Raw genomic sequence first — 16,587 nt, forward strand, 5'->3', positions numbered from 1 at the left:
GGGACTCAGCGCTGGCGGCGCTCGCGGACGCGCATGTTCGTGACGATCGGGGTGCCTTCGAAGCCGAAGATCTCGCGCAGGCGCCGCTGGATGAACCGGCGGTAGCCCGGGTCGAGGAACCCGGTCGTGAAGAGCACGAATGTCGGCGGACGGGTCGCAGCCTGCGTGCCGAACAGGATGCGCGGCTGCTTGCCCCCGCGCAGCGGGTGCGGATGCTCGGCGACGAGTTCGGTGAGGAACGCGTTGAACTTGCCCGTCGAGATGCGCTGGTCCCACGAGGCGAGAGCCGTCTCGAGAGCGGGTACGAGCTTGTCGAGGTGGCGTCCCGTGCGCGCCGAGATGTTGACGCGCGGTGCCCATGCGACGTGCGCGAGGTCCTGCTCGATCTCGCGCTCGAGGTACCGGCGGCGATCGGCGTTCTCCATGTCGTCGTCGTTGAGGCGGTCCCACTTGTTGAACGCCAGCACGAGGGCGCGCCCCGATTCGAGGACGAGGTCGATGATGTTGAGGTCCTGCACGCTGATCGACTGCGACACATCGAGCACGACGACGGCGACCTCGGCTTTCTCGAGCGCCGCTGACGTGCGCAGCGACGCGTAGAAGTCGGCGCCCTGCTGCAGGTGCACGCGGCGACGGATGCCGGCGGTGTCGACGAAGCGCCAGAGCTTGCCGCCGAGCTCGACGATCTCGTCGACGGGGTCGCGCGTCGTGCCCGCGAGCTCGTTGACGACGACGCGCTCCTCGCCCGCCGCCTTGTTGAGCAGCGAGGACTTGCCGACGTTCGGTCGCCCGAGGATCGCGACGCGGCGCGGACCTCCCAGCTCGGCCTTGGCGACGGCGGAGACGTCCGGCAGCACCTTCATGACCTCGTCGAGCAGGTCGGCGACGCCGCGCCCGTGGATCGCCGAGACGGGGTGCGGCTCGCCGAGGCCCAGGTTCCACAGAGCCGCGGCCTCCGGCTCCTGCCGGGCATCGTCGATCTTGTTCGCGACGAGGAAGACGGGCTTCGACGTCTTGCGCAGGAGCCGCACGACCGCCTCATCGGTCGCGGTCGCGCCGACCATGGCATCCACGACGAAGAGCACGACGTCCGAAAGGTCGATCGCGACCTCGGCCTGGGCGGCGACCGAGCGGTCGATGCCGCGCGCATCGGGCTCCCAGCCGCCGGTGTCGACGAGCGAGAAGCGACGGTCCATCCACTCGGCCTTGTAGGTGACGCGGTCGCGCGTCACGCCGGGCGTGTCCTCGACGACGGCTTCGCGCCGCCCGAGGATCCGGTTGACGAGCGCGGACTTGCCGACGTTCGGCCGCCCGACGATCGCGACGACGGGAAGGGCGGGGAGGGCCTCGACGACCTCGCCTCCGGCGGTGAAGCCGGCGAGGAGCTCGGTGTCGTCCTCGTCGAGGTCGTAGTCGCTCAGCGATGCGCGCAGCGTCGCTGCGCGCTGGTCGGCGAGACCCTCATCGAGCGCCGCCATCTTCTCTTCGAGCTGGTCGGGACCGCCCTCGTACTCGTCCTCAGCGGCCATCGTTCGTCTCCTGTGTCGGCGTGTTCATCTCCGCGGCGACGACGTCCAGGACGGCGGCCACGGTCTGTGCGAAATCGAGATCGGTCGAGTCGACCACCGTGACGCCGTCCGCGGCGCTCAGGAAGTCGACGACCTGGCTGTCGGCGGCATCGCGACGGTGCAGCGCGCTCGCGACGGCGGCGGCGTCCTCGCCGTCGAGCTCAGCGCTGCGGCGAGCGGCGCGCACCTCGGGGGCCGCGGTGAGAAGGATGCGCACCGGCGCGTCGGGCGCGACCACCGTCGTGATGTCGCGGCCCTCCACGACGACGCCGGGGCGGCCCGAATCGCGCACCAAGGCGCGGAAGAGCGCGTTCACGCTCTTTCGCACGGCACCGACGCGGGCCACGCCGCTCACGGCGGCGGAGACGCGAGGCTCGCGGATCGCGTCGGTGACGTCGGCGTCGCCGACGCGCACCCAGTACGCGTCGGCGTCGAGGGAGATGGCATACGGGAAGGCGGCCGCGGCCTCCTGCACGGCCCGCTCGTCGGCGGTGTCGCCACCGCGCTCGAGCACGTGCCACGCGAGCGCACGGTACGCGGCGCCCGTGTCGAGGTAGCCATATCCGAGGCGGCGCGCGGCCTCCTTCGAGACGCTCGACTTGCCGGATCCGGCCGGTCCGTCGATCGCGATCGTGACGGGAGTGGGCGACGAATCGGTCATGAGGGCAGGCTCGCAATCTTCCAGCCGCGCTCTTCGAGGCCCTGCACGGCGCGGTGCAGCACGGTGGGCACGACGCTGATCTCCGCGAGCCCGAACTGGGCGCCGGGCGAATGTTCGAGCCGCAGGTCCTCGACGTTCACGTCGAGCTCGCCGAGTTCGCCGAAGAGGCGACCCAGCTGACCGGGCGTGTCATCGACCATGACGACGAGGCTTTCGAACTGACGACGTTGGCCGTGCTTGCCGGGCAGCCGCGCGACGCCGTCGTTTCCGCGTCGGATCGTGTCGGCGACGGCGCGACGCGCGCCGGGGCGCTCGGGCGCGCGCAACGCGTCCGCGACGGCGCGGAGGTCTGCGGCGAGGGCGTCGAGGACGTCGACGACGGGCGCCGCGTTCGCCCCGAGGATCTGCACCCACAGCTCGGGCGCCGAGGCGGCGATGCGGGTCGTGTCCCGCACCCCCTGTCCGGCGAGGCCGAGTGCATCGTCGGGCGCATCGATGAAGCGGCCCGCGAGGAGGGATGCCACGAGCTGCGGCACGTGCGAGACGAGCGCGACCGACCGGTCGTGCTCCTCCGGCGTCATCTCGATCGGGGTCGCGCCGAGGTCGAGTGCGAGACCCTCGACGAGCGCCAGATCGGATGCCGGGGTCTCGCCGTCGCGGCACACGACCCACGGCCGCCCCACGAAGATGTCGGCGCGGGCGGCTATCGCTCCGCCGCGCTCTCGTCCTGCGAGCGGGTGCGAGCCGATGTAGTGCGTGAGGTCGACTCCGCGCGCCTGCAGCTGCTGCAGCGGCTCGAGCTTGACGCTCGCGACGTCGGTGACCACGGCGCGCGGGTATGCGCGCAGCTCGCGCTCGATGACGTCGGCGACGACGTCGGGCGGCGTCGCCACGACGATGAGATCCGGGTCGTCTCCGGTCGCCTCGGCACGGCCGGCTCCGTAGTCGATCGCGAGGCGCAATTGCGCGGGCGAGGCGTCGGCGAGGACGACGTCGACGCCGAGACCGCGCAGCGCATGCCCGACGCTCGAGCCGAGGAGACCCGCGCCGACGATGCGCACGCAGCCCGAGGTGCGCGGCGAGCGCACGGCGCGCGCACGCGCGGCAACGACGGTGGAGTCGGTCACGGTTTCCGCCTAGGAGTCAGCCTCGTCATCGGCGGACGGCCGCGAGGGGGCATCCGCCTGGCGCGCCACGGTGAGAAGCGCGCCGCGTTCCACTGTAGTCAACTCCCGTGCCCGCCCCGCTGGGAGGGTGCCCAGGTGGAGCGGGCCGAACTGGCGCCGGACGAGCTCCGTGACGGGGTGCCCGACCGCGGCCATCATGCGCCGGACGATCCGATTGCGACCGGAGTGCAGGGTGAGCTCGACGAGCGAGCTTCCCGCGGAGGCATCCAGCAGCCGCGCCTTGTCGACGACGATCGGTCCGTCCTCCAGCTCGATGCCCTTCGACAGTCGCGCGATCGTCTGCGGGGCGACGCGCCCCTCCACCTTCGCGATGTAGACCTTCGTGACGCCGAACGAGGGGTGTGCGAGCACGTGAGCGAGGTCGCCGTCGTTCGTGAGGACGAGCAGCCCGCTCGTCTCCGCATCCAGCCGCCCCACGTTGTAGAGCCGCTCGTCCCATTCCTTCGTGAAACGCCGGAGGTCCGGCCGTCCGTTCTCGTCCTTCATCGATGAGACGACGCCGGTCGGCTTGTTGAGCATGACGTAGCGCTTGGTCGGGTCGAGCTGGATCGCCGTGCCGTCGACGTCCACGAGGTCGGATGCCGGGTCGATGCGCGAACCCAGTTCCGTCACGACCTGTCCGTTGACCCGGACGCGCCCTTCGACGATGTACTGCTCGGACACGCGTCGCGAGGCCACGCCGGCGTTCGCGAGCACCTTCTGCAGGCGGACGCCCTCCCCCTCGGATCCGGCCGCGGCGGTCATCGCACGACCTCGCTGTCGAAGCCCGCGGCGCCGTCGTCGAGAAGTGGCGAGATATGCGGCAGTTCGTCGAGCGAGTTGATCCCGAGGTTCACGAGCAGCGCGTCCGTCGTCCCGTAGTTGATGGCGCCCGTCTCGGGGTCGTGGAAGAGCTCGGTGATGAGTCCGCGCGCGACGAGCGTGCGGACGACCGAGTCGACGTTGACGGCGCGGATGGCGGCGACCTGGCTGCGCGTCACCGGCTGCTTGTAGGCGATGACGGCGAGCGTCTCCAGCGCCGCCTGCGAGAGCCTGCTCGGCGCCTGGCCGCTGACGAACTCGCTGACGAGGTCGTCGAGCTCCTCCCGCACGTACAGCCGCCACCCGCCGCCGACCTCGCGCAATTCGAACCCGCGACGAGGGCCGCCGGCCTCGCCGTCGTAGTCGGCGACGAGACCCTCGATCGCCTGACGCACGGCCGGCACGGGAGCCGCGACCGCGGCGGCGAGTGCGACGAGGCTCTGCGGCTCATCGACGACCAGGAGGATCGCTTCGAGTCGGCGGGCGACGTCGGCGGGCTCCTGCGAGCGTGCGGGTGGGTCGGCGGAGTCCAGGGCGGCGGAGTCCAGGGCGGCGGAGTGCGGAGTGCGGTCATCGGTCATAATCGGCTCCCAGAGTGGCGAGGTTTTCTTCGGACCACCGCTCGGCCGTCCAACGCAGAGTCAGCTCCCCGAGCGGCTCAAGCTGTTCGAATGAGAGAGCGGCGTGACGGTACAGCTCGAGCACCGCGAGGAATCGCGCCACGACGACGCCCGGCTGGTCCGTGCCCGCCACGAGCTCGCGGAAGTTCAGCGTGCCGGCGTCGCGGAGGAGGGTCACGACGATCGCCGCCTGCTCGCGAATCGACACGAGCGGCGCGTGCAGGTGATCGAGTCCGACGTGCGGAATCTCCTTCGGCGCGAACGCGAGCATGGCGAGGGCGGCGAAGTCGGCCGTCGTCAACGTCCAGACGAGCTCCGGTACGGCGCGACGGTACTTCTCGTCGAGGCGGACGGCGCGCACGTGCCGTCGGTCTTCGCGGCGCAGCGACCGCTCGAACCAGGCCGACACCTCTTTGAACGCGCGGTACTGGAGCAGACGCGCGAACAGCAGATCGCGCGCCTCGAGCAGGGCGACCGACTCGGCATCCACCAGCTCCCCCTGCGGCAGGAGCCCCGCGACCTTCATGTCGAGCAGCGTCGCCGCGACGACGAGGAATTCGGATGCCTGCTCCAGCTCCTCCGCGTCGTCGAGCCCTTTCAGGTACGAGATGAACTCGTCCGTGACCTTCGACAGCGAGATCTCGGTGATGTCCAGCTCGTGTTTGCCGAGGAGGGACAGCAGAAGATCGAACGGCCCGTCGAAGCCGGACAGCGAGACGCGGAACCCTGCGACGGGTTCGGGGGCCGGTGCGGGCTCAGGCGACGGCGCCACGGGCGACCAGCTCCCGCGCGAGGCGCAGGTAGGCCTGGGCCGCCGCGTGCTCGGGGGCGAACTGGGTGATGGGCACGCCCGACACCGAGGCATCCGGGAACTTCACGGTCCGTCCGATGACGGTCTCGAGCACGTCGTCGCCGAAGGCCTCGACGACCCGCTCCAGTACCTCGCGCGAATGCAGTGTGCGCGGGTCGTACATCGTCGCGAGCACTCCGTCGAGCTCGATCGCGGGATTGAGGCGGTCGCGGACCTTGTCGATCGTCTCGATGAGCAGCGCGACACCGCGCAGTGCGAAGAACTCGCATTCGAGCGGAATCAGCACACCGTGGCTCGCCGTGAGAGCGTTCACGGTGAGGAGGCCGAGCGAGGGTTGGCAGTCGACGAGGATCACGTCGTACTCGCCGGCGACCTTCCGCAGCACGCGCGAGAGGATCGTCTCGCGCGCGACCTCGTTGACGAGGTGCACCTCGGCGGCGGAGAGATCGATGTTCGCCGGGATGATGTCGAGCCCCGGCGTCGAGGTATGCACGATGGCCTCGTGCGGGTCGCGCTTGGTGTCCAGCAGCAGGTCGTAGATCGTCGGCACGTCGTGCGTGGCAATTCCGAGACCCGCTGACAGCGCGCCCTGCGGGTCGAAGTCGACCGCGAGCACACGGCGTCCGTACTCGGCCAGGGACGCCGCGAGGTTGATGGTCGTCGTCGTCTTGCCGACGCCGCCCTTCTGGTTGCACAGCGAGATGATCCGGGCGGGGCCGTGCGCGTCGAGGGGGGCCGGGGTCGGAAAGCCGTGGTACGGGCGCCCCGTCGGACCCATGGGGATGTCCTCGGCCGAGGCCTTCTTCGTCCCCCGCGTCTTCTCCGTCACCGACACTCCCGCTTTCTGCCGCCCTTCCCAGGACTGGCCCCTGCGATTCTCGCACAGGAGCACCCTCGCGGCGTGTCGCACCGCCGGTCGGCGCCGACGCCGGGCGCCTGCCGCGGCCGCCGGATCAGAGGCTGCCGAGCACGTCGAGACGTACCTGCGCCGCGATCGCGATCACGAGATAGTCCGCGAGGACGAGAAGCGGCAGCCAGGACAGGATCACGCCGCCGACACGCACGACCACCGCGCCCGTCCCCCACACGCCCGCGCGAAGTGTCCAGCCGATGACGGTGCCGAAGAGCGGAATCGTCACGAGCCAGATGATCATGCACCACGGACACAGAGACGAGTACTCGAAGACACTGCGATACGCGAAGAAGTGCACGAGGAGGAATGCCCCGGTCACGCACAGCGCGAACACGCGCCAGTACCACCCGCGCACGCCTTCGCGCGCGGCGAGCGCCGTGACCCCGGCGAAGATCGGGCCGAGGAAGAGGACCATCCCGATGATCGAGTTGCTGAAGCCCAGCAGGTTTCCCCCCGGCGAGAGCAGATTCGGACCGCACGTGACGACGGGGCTGATGCTGCACGAGATGAGCGGGTCGCCTCCCGTGAGCTGTCCGATGTACTCGTGGTAGAGCAGGAACGAGACGATCCAGCCCGCCGTCCCCGCGCAGATCCACCACACCGCCATCGCGCGGGGCGGGCGGAGCGCCGCAGCGGAAGGAGGGTTCGGATCGACCGTCATGCGGTCATCCTTCCGCCGCCGCGACGCGTCGGTGCGGCGGCGAGCCGTGCAAAACCCGGCGAGTCAGCGGGCGCGCGGATGCGACGTCAGGTACACGTCGCGGAGAGCGTCTGCGGTGACGTGCGTGTAGATCTGCGTCGTCGCGACAGACGCGTGACCGAGGAGCTCCTGCACGACACGAACGTCGGCGCCGCCCTGGAGCAGGTGCGTCGCGAAGGAGTGTCGGAAGGTGTGCGGCGAGACGTGCGCCGTGAGACCCGCACGGTCGGCGGCGGTCTGGATGACGAGCCACGCCCCCTGACGCGACAGCGGCGCACCGCGAGCCCCGAGGAACAAGCGCGGACTCGATCGGCCGCGGCGGGAGAGCTCGGGTCGGGCGCGGGCGAGGTACGCGTCCACCGCGGCGCGCGCGTAGGAGCCGACGGGCACGATCCGTTCCTTCGCGCCCTTACCGCGCACGCGCACCACCTCGCCGTGGGCAAGGTCGTCGACGTCGAGCTGCATGACCTCGGAGACGCGGGCGCCGGTGGCGTAGAGCAGCTCGAGCAGCGCGCGATCACGGAGCGGAATAATGGCTTCCTCGCCCGACATCGGCGCCGGCGCGCCGACCCCGGCGGAGCCGTCGTCGACGACCGGAGCCGGTCCCGCGGCATCCAGCAGCGCCTCGATCTGCGCGATCGGCAGCGCCTTGGGCAGCCGTTGCGGAGCCTTGGGTGGACGCAGCCGTTCGGTCGGATCGACCGTCGAGGTGCCTTCTCGCACGAGGAAGCGGTGCAGGCCGCGCACCGACGATTGCAATCGCGCAAGAGACGTCGCCGCCGGCGGCGGTTGCGACGACGCACGCTCCGCGGCGAAGGACTCGACGAGGGCCGCTGTCACCCCGTCCGTATCGCTGACATCGTGCGCGACGAGCCATTCTCGATAGCCGCCCAGATCGCGGCGGTAGGCGGCGACGGTGTGCTCCGACAGCCCCCGCTCCAGAGCGATGTGCCGCAGGTAGACGTCGATCGCGCGACCGAGTTCCACCGCTCGCCCGTCAGCCTCGACGCAGGCGCGACAGCTTCTCGGCGGCAGCCAGCACGCCCGCCACGAGGATGCCATTGCGCATGCGACCCGCGAGGATCGCGTCGACGACATCGGCGAGCGCGACCCATTCGAGGCGGATGTCCGCCTCTTCGTCCGTGCGCGCGAACGTCGCCGACGCCGAGGTGAGCTCTCGCGCGAGAAAGACGTGTACGACCTCGTCGTTCCCTCCGGGCGTCGTGAAGACGGAGACGAGCGGTTCGATGGATGCCGCGACGAGATCGGCCTCCTCGGCCAGCTCGCGCCGTGCCGTCTCGATGGGAGGTTCCCCTGCGACGTCGAGGAGGCCTGCGGGGATCTCCCAGTCGCGGTGGCGGATCGGGTGGCGGTACTGCTGGATCAGCAGGACGCGCTCCTCGTCGTCGACCGCGACGACTGCGGCCGCTCCAGGGTGGTCGACGTACTGCCGCACGATCTCGCCGTCGCCATAGCGGACGGTGTCGCTGCGCACGTCCCACACGCGCCCCGCGTAGACGAGTTCGCTCGCGGTGACGTCGGCCTCGAACGGCTCGTCGCGGAGGCCCTTGGCCTCAGACACGCTCGACCTCGTCCTTGAAGAGTTCGCTCGCGCGGTGACGCTCGAGCGCCGCAGCGATGAGCCCGCGGAACAGCGGGTTCGCCTGCGTCGGCCGGGAGCGGAGTTCGGGGTGGGCCTGCGTGGCGATGTAATACGGGTGCACGTCGCGCGGCAGCTCGACGTACTCGACGAGGCCGTGGTCGGGCGACAGCCCCGAGAACCAGAGACCCGCCTCCGCGATCTGATCGCGGTAGCGGTTGTTGACTTCGTAGCGATGACGGTGGCGCTCGCTCGCCCGGGTCGCGCCGTACACCTCGGCCGCGAGCGAGCCCTCGGCGAGCTCCGCCTCGTACAGACCGAGACGCATCGTGCCGCCCATGTCGCCGTGGTCGATGATGTCGACCTGCTCGGCCATCGTCGCGATGACCGGGTGCGCGGTGTCGGGGTCGAACTCGCTCGACGAGGCATCCGCGATGCCGGCGACGTTGCGCGCGTATTCGATCACCATGCACTGCAGTCCGAGGCAGATACCGAGCGTCGGGATGCCCTGCTCGCGCGCGAACCGCAGCGCCCCGAGCTTGCCTTCGATGCCGCGGATGCCGAAGCCGCCGGGCACGACGATCCCGTCGACGGCGCCGAGCGCCTTCTCCGCGCCCTCGGGCGTCTCGCAGAGGTCCGAGGGAATCCAGGTGATCTTGACCTTCGTCTCCTGCGCGAAACCGCCGGCCTTCAGCGCCTCGGTGACCGAGAGGTAGGCGTCGGGCAGGTCGATGTACTTGCCCACGAGGCCGATGGTGACCTCGTGCTTCGGGTTGTGCACGGCGCCGAGCACCGTGCTCCAGCGCGTCCAGTCGACCTCGTCCGCCTTACGGCCGAGGCCCAGGGCGTCGACGATGTACGCGTCCAGACCCTGCTCGTTGAGCATCGAGGGGATGTCGTAGATCGATGGCACGTCGACCGCGTTGACGACGGCATCCTCGTCGACGTCGCACATCAGCGCGATCTTGCGCTTGTTCGACTCGGTGACGGGGCGGTCGCTGCGCAGCACCAGCGCATCGGGCTGGATGCCGATGGAGCGCAGGGCCGCGACGGAGTGCTGAGTCGGCTTGGTCTTCTGCTCGCCCGAGGCACCCATGAACGGCACGAGCGAGACGTGCACGAAGAAGACGTTCTTCCGTCCGAGCTCGTGGCGGATCTGCCGTGCCGACTCGATGAACGGCTGCGACTCGATGTCTCCGACCGTGCCGCCGATCTCGGTGATGATGACGTCGGGCTTCGGGCTCTCGTCGGCCTGGAGCCGCATGCGGCGCTTGATCTCGTCGGTGATGTGCGGAATGACCTGCACGGTGTCACCGAGATACTCGCCACGACGCTCCTTCGCGATCACCTGCGAGTAGATCTGCCCGGTCGTGACGTTGGCGGCCTGGCTCAGCTCGATGTCGAGGAAGCGCTCGTAGTGGCCGATGTCGAGATCGGTCTCGGCACCGTCGTCCGTGACGAAGACCTCACCGTGCTGGAACGGATTCATCGTGCCCGGGTCGACGTTCAGGTACGGGTCGAGTTTCTGCATGACGACCCGCAGACCCCGCGCGGTGAGGAGATTACCGAGCGACGCGGCCGTCAAGCCCTTCCCCAACGACGAGACGACACCGCCCGTCACGAAGATGTGCTTGGTGGTGTCGTCTGAAGTCTTGCCCGCGTCTGAAAAAGTGTCCGTCACGGGCTTTCATCCTATCAGGCTGGAACGGCCGAGGGTCAGGAGCTCCCGAGCGTGTTCGAGGGCAGCGGGAGAATCGGCGAGCCCGGAGAGCAGTCGCGCCATCTCCGCCTCGCGCTCTTCTCCGTCGAGGGCGCGGACGCTGGATGCCGTGACCGACCCGTCGCTCGACTTGACGACGCTCAAGTGGTTGTTCGCGAAGGCGGCGACCTGGGCGAGATGAGTGACGACGATCACCTGGCTCGACTGCGCGAGCGCGGCCAGCCGGCGACCGACCTCGATGGCCGCCGCGCCGCCGATCCCCGCGTCGATCTCGTCGAAGACGAACGTGGGGACGGCGTCAGCCCCGGCGATGACGACCTCGATCGCGAGCATGACGCGACTGAGTTCGCCACCCGAGGCGGTCTTGGCGACGGGGCGAGGCTCGGCGCCGGGATGCGGCGCCAGCAGGATCGTGACGTCGTCCCGGCCTGCGGCGCTCGGCGCCGCGGGCTCGACGGCGACGACGACACGTGCGTCCGGCAGCGCGAGGGCTCGGAGCTCCTCGGTCACTGCGGCCGAGAGTCGGTCTGCCGCACGGCGGCGCACGTCGGAGAGGGCGGATGCCGCGGCATCCAGCCGCTTCTGCGCGTCGTCGCTCTCCGCGCGCAGGCGCTCCACCCGATCGCCGTCGTCGTCGAGGTCGGCGAGGCGCAGCGCACCCTCGGTGCGGAGGGCGAGCGCCGCGTCGAGCGTGCCGTGCGCGCGCACGAGCGCACCGAGAGCCGCGCGGCGCTCCTCGACGGCGGCGAGCTCGTGCGGCCCCGACTCGTCGAGATCCGCGAGGTAGCCGCTGAGCTCGGTCGCGAGGTCCGCGGCACGGTAACCGAGGTCTTCGAGGGTCGCGGCGTGCGCCTGCAAGGTCGGATCGTTGGCCGCCGCCCGTTCGAGGGCGCGCCGCGCGTCGGCCAGGAGGCCCACCACATCCGGCGTGTCATCGTCCTGCGACAGAGCAGCGTGCGCCTGCGTCGCGGCGAGCCTCAGGTCTTCCGCATGGGCGAGACGCTCCGCGCGCGCGGCGAGGTCGACGTCCTCACCCGGCTGCGGGTCGAGCTGTTCGAGTTCGTCGAGATCCGACCGCAGCTGCGCGGCCTCGCGGGCGCGCTCTTCGCGGCGCGCCGTGAGGTCGGAGAGTTCCGCGGACACCGCCCGCTCGTGCTCGTACGCCGCGCGGTACGCGGCGAGCGGCGCCGCGATCTCGTCGCCCCCGAAGCGGTCGAGAGCGTCGCGCTGCGCGGCGGACGAACGCAGCCGCAGCTGATCCGACTGACCGTGGACGACGACGAGCTGCTCCGCGAGATCCGCCAGCACGCCGGCCGGCGCGGTGCGGCCGCCGACGCTCGCGCGGCTGCGCCCTTCGCTGGTCACCGTCCGCCCGAGGTACAGCTCGCCGCGGCCGCCGCCGATCGGCTCGACCTCGCCCCCGGCATCCGCGACCCGCTCCGCGACGGCGCCGGGCTCCGGCACGATCCAGACGCCCTCGACGGCCGCCTGATCGGCGCCGGCGCGAACGGCACCCGCATCGGACCGCGCGCCCATGAGCAGACCGAGCCCCGTGACGACCATCGTCTTGCCGGCGCCGGTCTCGCCGGTGATCGCCGTGAATCCCGGCCCCATCGGCAGTGTCGCGCGCGCGATGACCCCGAGATCGCGCAGCGTGATCTGCTCGATCATGCGGCGCCTTCGCCGAGACCGTGCGTGTCCGGCCCCCGCCAGCCGGCGACCGGAAGCTGGAACTTGCGCACCAGCCGGTCGGTGAACGGCGCCGGGTGGAGTCGCGCGAGCCGCACAGGCGTCGTCGAGCGACGCGCGACGACGCGCGCGCCGGGTGGGAGGTCGTGCGAACGACGGCCGTCGCACCACAGGATGCCGATTCCGTCGGTCCGTGCGAGCACTTCGATCGCGACCGCTGCCTCCGGTCCCACGACGAGCGGCCGGGCGAACAGCGCATGCGCCGACAACGGCACGACGGCGATCGCTTCCACGGTGGGCCAGATGACCGGCCCCCCCGCGGAGAAGTTGTACGCCGTCGATCCGGTGGGCGTCGAGATGACGACGCCGTCGCAGCCGAAGCTCGACAGCGGTCGCCCGTCGATCTCGATCACGACCTCCATCATGCGCTCGCGCGAGGCTTTCTCGACGGTGGCCTCGTTCAGCGCCCAGGTGTCGTAGATCACGGCGCCCGCGGCGTCGATGACCTCGACCGCGAGCGTCATGCGCTCCTCGACCTCGTAGGCGCGCGCGATGACGCGCCGCATCGCGTCGTCGATGACGTCGGCCTCGATCTCGGCGAGGAAGCCGACGTGACCCATGTTGATCCCGAGGATCGGCGCGGTCCCCTCGCGGACGAGCTCCGCCGCACGCAGGATCGTGCCGTCGCCGCCGAGGACGATGGCGAGGTCGATCGCCGCCACCGTCACGTCGACGCCGAGCGTCGCGATCGACCCCACATCGCCGAGCGCCGCTCGCAGCTCGTCGTCACCGTCGGGCAGCACGGGCCGAGCGCCTGCCGCCGCGACGGCGGAGATCACTCGACGCGCCGCAGCGACGGTGTCGTCTCGGCGGGCGTGCGCCACGACGAGGATCTCGCGCTGCTCCGGCTGCGGCGCAGAGGTTGCCCCTTCGGTGGTCATTTCGCTCCCGCCAGTTCGTTCACGACTTCCAGGTATTCTGTCGGATTTCCGTCGGCGCCCGGCACGCCGGAGGCAGCGGTGCGGCGCAGATATACGAGGAACTCCCGGTTTCCGTGCGTGCCCGCGATCGGCGATGCGATCGCTCCATGGGTGCCGAAGCCGGCATCCCACGCCGCCCACAGCACGCCTGTGACGGCATCGGCGCGCGCTGCGGCATCCGTGACGAGTCCTTCGCGGACGCCGGCACGCCCTACTTCGAACTGCGGCTTCACGAGGAGCACGACGTCCGCGTCTGCCCGGGCGACCGCGGCGACGGCGGGCAGCACCTGCGTCAGGGAGATGAAGGAGAGGTCACCGGTGACGACGCTCGGCGCGTCGACGCTCGGCGCGTCGACGCCGCCGCCGATCGCCTTCGCCAGGGATTCGGGCGTCATGTACCGCACATTGAAGCCCTCCACGACGGAGACCCCCGAGTCAGCGGCGATCTGCGGCGCCAGCTGGCCGTGCCCCACATCGACCGCCAGCACCCGCGCCGCGCCGCGCTCTCGCAGCACCTGGGTGAATCCTCCTGTCGATGCGCCCATGTCGAGGCACAGCCGACCGGAGACATCGATCCGGAAGGCGTCGAGCGCGGCGATCAGCTTGTGCGCCGCGCGGCTGACGTAATGGTCGGATGCCGCGACGACCACGTCCTGCTCGTCTCCGACACGCGTCGCGGCCTTGACGACGGGACGGCCGTCGACCGAGACGAGACCGGCATCGATCAGTTGGGCGGCGTGGGTGCGGGAGCGTGCGAGCCCGCGTTCGGCGACGACGGCGTCGAGGCGCTTCGTCACGCGGATCCGTCCCGCGGACCGGACTCGAGCCGCCGGGCGAGTTCGTCGTGCAACGCCGCGTAGGCGGAGGCGCGCTCAGCGAGCGGCTGCTGCTCGATCACCTCGAGCGTGGAGAGGAGATCCTCGCGGAGGGCATCCGCGCCGGCGGCGTCGGCGGTATCGAAGGACATGTGTCCACGATACGCGTCAGGGCCGGTGGAACGGGTCCGCGTACAGCCGTTCAGGCACTCGGAAGCCGTAGATGGCGCGCCCGGTCGCCCAGATCGCGGCGGCGCCGGCGCGGACGAGATCGACGGGGCGCTCGCCCGTGCTGAGGATGCGCACATCGGGACCGTCGATGCGCACCGACGCGTCGCCGACAGTGGTGACGTCGCCGTCGACGATCGTCTCCGGGTACGGCTCATGGAGTTCGCGCAGATCGCCCACGATGAAGGTGGGCCGCGATGTCATGGGCGCGGCGAGCACGTGCTTCGGGCGATCCACCCCGGTCAGGACCAGCACGGAGTCGATCCCGGCCGCTTGGGCACCGGCGATGTCGGTGTCGAGGCGGTCACCGATGAAGAGCGGGTGGCGCGCACCGAACCTGTCGACGGCCTCGTCGAAGATCGGACGCTCTGGTTTGCCGGCGACGACCGCGAGCCTGCCTACGGCGGTGTGCACAGCGGAGACGAGTGTGCCGTTGCCCGGCGCGATGCCCCTCGCCTGCGGGATCGTCCAGTCGGTGTTGGTCGCGATCCACGGGATCCCGCCCTCGTCCTCCGGCAGCGCAAGTGCGTAGGCGGCCTCGGCGAGTTGACCCCAGCCGACCTCGGGCGCGAACCCCTGCACGACGGCAGCCGGACCCTCGTCGGCGCTGCGCGTGACGATGTAGCCCGCCTTCTCCAGCTCGAAGACGAGGCCGTCTCCCCCGACGACGAGGACGGTCGCACCCGCAGGAACTCGTTCGCGCAGCAGGCGCATCGCCGCTTGCGGGCTCGTGACGACGTCCTCGGAGCGCGTCGCGGCGAGCCCGAGTTCGCGCAAGTGTGCGGCGACCGACGCGTCGCGGCGTGAGGCGTTGTTGGTGATGTAGCCGAGCCGACGCGTCTCGCCCGCGCGGTTCAAGCTCTCGACGGCGTGAGGGCGCGCCTTCGGACCGGCATACACGACACCATCGAGGTCGGCGAGCACGACATCCACCCCGTCAAGCGGCGTCGAGGCGACGCGGCGCCGCGAGAACAGCGCCATCAGTCGTCGGCTCCCGCCCTCGCGTCCGGCTCCACCGGTGCAGAACCGTCGTCGTCCAGCTCGATGTCGAGCTCTTCGATCTCGTCGATCTCCACCGTCTCGAGGTCGGCATCTGCGGCATCCAGCACATCTTCCGCGATGACCGCACGGCGCTGCCACTCGGCGGCCTCGTCGGAGCGACCGAGCTCCTCGAGAACGGCGGCGCGAGCGGCGAACAGTCCGGGACTCCAGCTGAATGCGCGATCCGGGTCGAGCTCGGGGATGTCGAGCTCCTGCAGCGCGCGCTCGTTCTCACCGAGATCCAAGCGGGCGCCGGACATTGCGATCGCCAACTCGACGCGCACCTCGACAGGCAGCGACGCGCGGTCGACGGCGCGTCCCGCTTCGAGGGCGCGGTCGGGCCGGCCGAGCCCGCGCTCGCTGTCGACGAGGAGCGCGATCTGGTCGTCACGACCGGAGATGCGCCGGAAAGTGCGCACCTCACGCACCGCCAAAGCGAAGTCTCCGGTCGCGTAGGCCGTGATCGCGACTGTTTCGCGAACGATCGCGATGCGGCCGGCGCTGCGCGAGGCCGCGAGAGCGTGAGCGTGTGCGAGCTCCGGGTCCACGTCGATCAGCCGCGCCGCCATCGCCAGATGACGCGCAACCTGCTCGGCATTCTCCTTGCTGAGCGTCTTCAGCTCATTGCGTGCCGCTCCGTTGAGGTCTCGGGGCGTGATGTCGTCGGGAAGTGCCGGGCCGGCCGGCGCCGACGTGCGGCGCTCCGATCCCTGCGGGGGCCGCGAGGTGCGTCGATCACCTTCCCGCTTCGCGTACGGCGTGCGCTCACCGTCGCGCTTCACATACGGCTTCTTGTCACCGTCACGCTTCGCGTACGGCTTGTCACCGTCGCGCCTCGCATATGGCTTCTTGTCACCGTCACGCTTCACATACGGCTTCTTGTCACCGTCACGCTTCACATACGGCTTCTTGTCACCGTCACGCTTCACATACGGCTTCTTGTCACCGTCACGCTTCACATACGGCTTGCGCTCAGCGTCGCGCGCACCGTACGGCTTCTTCTCGCCGCGTCGAGCGGGAATGCGACCCTCGGCTGATTGGCGCTCGCTCTCATCATGCGGTCGTCGCTCGTCAGCCATGGCTGCATCCTCTCATGTCCTGTAAATGCGGAAAGGCCACCCAGGGTATGGGTGGCCTTTCCGTGAAAAGGAGTCCGGCGGTGTCCTACTCTCCCACAGGGTCCCCCCTGCAGTACCATCGGCGCTGTGAGGCTTAGCTTCCGGGTTCGGAATGTGACCGGGCGTTTCCCTCAC

Annotated in this window: 17 protein-coding genes and 1 rRNA gene; all 18 read right to left on the bottom strand. The window is 70.4% G+C overall.

From position 1 onward, the window contains the following. Positions 1-5 precede the first annotated feature (5 nt). On the bottom strand, positions 6-1,529 hold the full coding sequence (der, locus tag WFI52_RS13720) for a ribosome biogenesis GTPase Der (protein WP_336627520.1): 1,524 nt from the start codon (positions 1,527-1,529) through the stop codon (positions 6-8). Then, positions 1,519-2,229, bottom strand: a complete 711-nt coding sequence (cmk, locus tag WFI52_RS13725; RefSeq protein ID WP_336627521.1) for a (d)CMP kinase — start codon at positions 2,227-2,229, stop codon at positions 1,519-1,521. The genes der and cmk overlap by 11 nt, the downstream gene beginning before the upstream one ends. Continuing rightward, on the bottom strand, positions 2,226-3,356 hold the full coding sequence (locus WFI52_RS13730) for a prephenate dehydrogenase (protein WP_336627522.1): 1,131 nt from the start codon (positions 3,354-3,356) through the stop codon (positions 2,226-2,228). Before WFI52_RS13730 ends, cmk begins: the two co-directional genes overlap by 4 nt. Positions 3,357-3,365: 9 nt before the next feature. Then, the gene (locus tag WFI52_RS13735; protein ID WP_336627523.1) at positions 3,366-4,160 is read right to left on the bottom strand and encodes a pseudouridine synthase; all 795 of its coding nucleotides are present in this window, start codon (positions 4,158-4,160) and stop codon (positions 3,366-3,368) included. Beyond that, complete coding sequence (gene scpB, locus WFI52_RS13740) at positions 4,157-4,798, bottom strand: SMC-Scp complex subunit ScpB (protein WP_336627524.1); 642 nt, start codon at positions 4,796-4,798, stop codon at positions 4,157-4,159. Before scpB ends, WFI52_RS13735 begins: the two co-directional genes overlap by 4 nt. Then, on the bottom strand, positions 4,788-5,609 hold the full coding sequence (locus WFI52_RS13745) for a segregation and condensation protein A (protein WP_336627525.1): 822 nt from the start codon (positions 5,607-5,609) through the stop codon (positions 4,788-4,790). The genes scpB and WFI52_RS13745 overlap by 11 nt, the downstream gene beginning before the upstream one ends. Next, positions 5,593-6,426: a ParA family protein gene (locus tag WFI52_RS13750; RefSeq protein WP_336627538.1), complete on the bottom strand. Its 834-nt coding sequence runs from the start codon at positions 6,424-6,426 to the stop codon at positions 5,593-5,595. Before WFI52_RS13750 ends, WFI52_RS13745 begins: the two co-directional genes overlap by 17 nt. Before the next feature lie 175 nt (positions 6,427-6,601). Then, positions 6,602-7,222: a vitamin K epoxide reductase family protein gene (locus tag WFI52_RS13755; protein WP_336627526.1), complete on the bottom strand. Its 621-nt coding sequence runs from the start codon at positions 7,220-7,222 to the stop codon at positions 6,602-6,604. 63 nt (positions 7,223-7,285) lie between these two features. Next, positions 7,286-8,248, bottom strand: a complete 963-nt coding sequence (locus WFI52_RS13760; protein ID WP_336627527.1) for a site-specific tyrosine recombinase XerD — start codon at positions 8,246-8,248, stop codon at positions 7,286-7,288. A gap of 10 nt (positions 8,249-8,258) precedes the next feature. Then, positions 8,259-8,843 carry an NUDIX hydrolase gene (locus tag WFI52_RS13765; RefSeq protein WP_336627528.1) on the bottom strand — a complete coding sequence of 195 codons (585 nt, stop codon included), beginning with the start codon at positions 8,841-8,843 and terminating at the stop codon, positions 8,259-8,261. Next, positions 8,836-10,542, bottom strand: coding sequence for a CTP synthase (locus tag WFI52_RS13770; RefSeq protein ID WP_336627529.1), 1,707 nt, complete (start codon positions 10,540-10,542; stop codon positions 8,836-8,838). The genes WFI52_RS13765 and WFI52_RS13770 overlap by 8 nt, the downstream gene beginning before the upstream one ends. A 6-nt stretch (positions 10,543-10,548) precedes the next feature. Continuing rightward, entirely contained in the window at positions 10,549-12,252 is a 1,704-nt protein-coding gene (gene recN / locus WFI52_RS13775; RefSeq protein ID WP_336627530.1) for a DNA repair protein RecN, read from the bottom strand. Further along, positions 12,249-13,211, bottom strand: coding sequence for an NAD kinase (locus tag WFI52_RS13780; RefSeq protein WP_336627531.1), 963 nt, complete (start codon positions 13,209-13,211; stop codon positions 12,249-12,251). Before WFI52_RS13780 ends, recN begins: the two co-directional genes overlap by 4 nt. Next, positions 13,208-14,047 (bottom strand): TlyA family RNA methyltransferase, encoded by an 840-nt coding sequence (locus WFI52_RS13785; RefSeq protein WP_336627532.1) that lies wholly within the window; start codon positions 14,045-14,047, stop codon positions 13,208-13,210. The genes WFI52_RS13780 and WFI52_RS13785 overlap by 4 nt, the downstream gene beginning before the upstream one ends. Beyond that, positions 14,044-14,217 carry a hypothetical protein gene (locus WFI52_RS13790; RefSeq protein ID WP_336627533.1) on the bottom strand — a complete coding sequence of 58 codons (174 nt, stop codon included), beginning with the start codon at positions 14,215-14,217 and terminating at the stop codon, positions 14,044-14,046. Before WFI52_RS13790 ends, WFI52_RS13785 begins: the two co-directional genes overlap by 4 nt. 16 nt (positions 14,218-14,233) lie before the next feature. After that, positions 14,234-15,274, bottom strand: a complete 1,041-nt coding sequence (locus tag WFI52_RS13795; protein ID WP_336627534.1) for an HAD-IIA family hydrolase — start codon at positions 15,272-15,274, stop codon at positions 14,234-14,236. Beyond that, positions 15,274-16,413, bottom strand: coding sequence for a hypothetical protein (locus WFI52_RS13800; RefSeq protein WP_336627535.1), 1,140 nt, complete (start codon positions 16,411-16,413; stop codon positions 15,274-15,276). The genes WFI52_RS13795 and WFI52_RS13800 overlap by 1 nt, the downstream gene beginning before the upstream one ends. A gap of 72 nt (positions 16,414-16,485) precedes the next feature. After that, positions 16,486-16,587, bottom strand: a 5S ribosomal RNA gene (gene rrf, locus WFI52_RS13805); the annotation flags it as partial.

It is taken from the genome of Microbacterium sp. MMO-20 (assembly GCF_037147735.1).
In the GTDB taxonomy this organism is placed as follows: Bacteria; Actinomycetota; Actinomycetes; order Actinomycetales; family Microbacteriaceae; genus Microbacterium.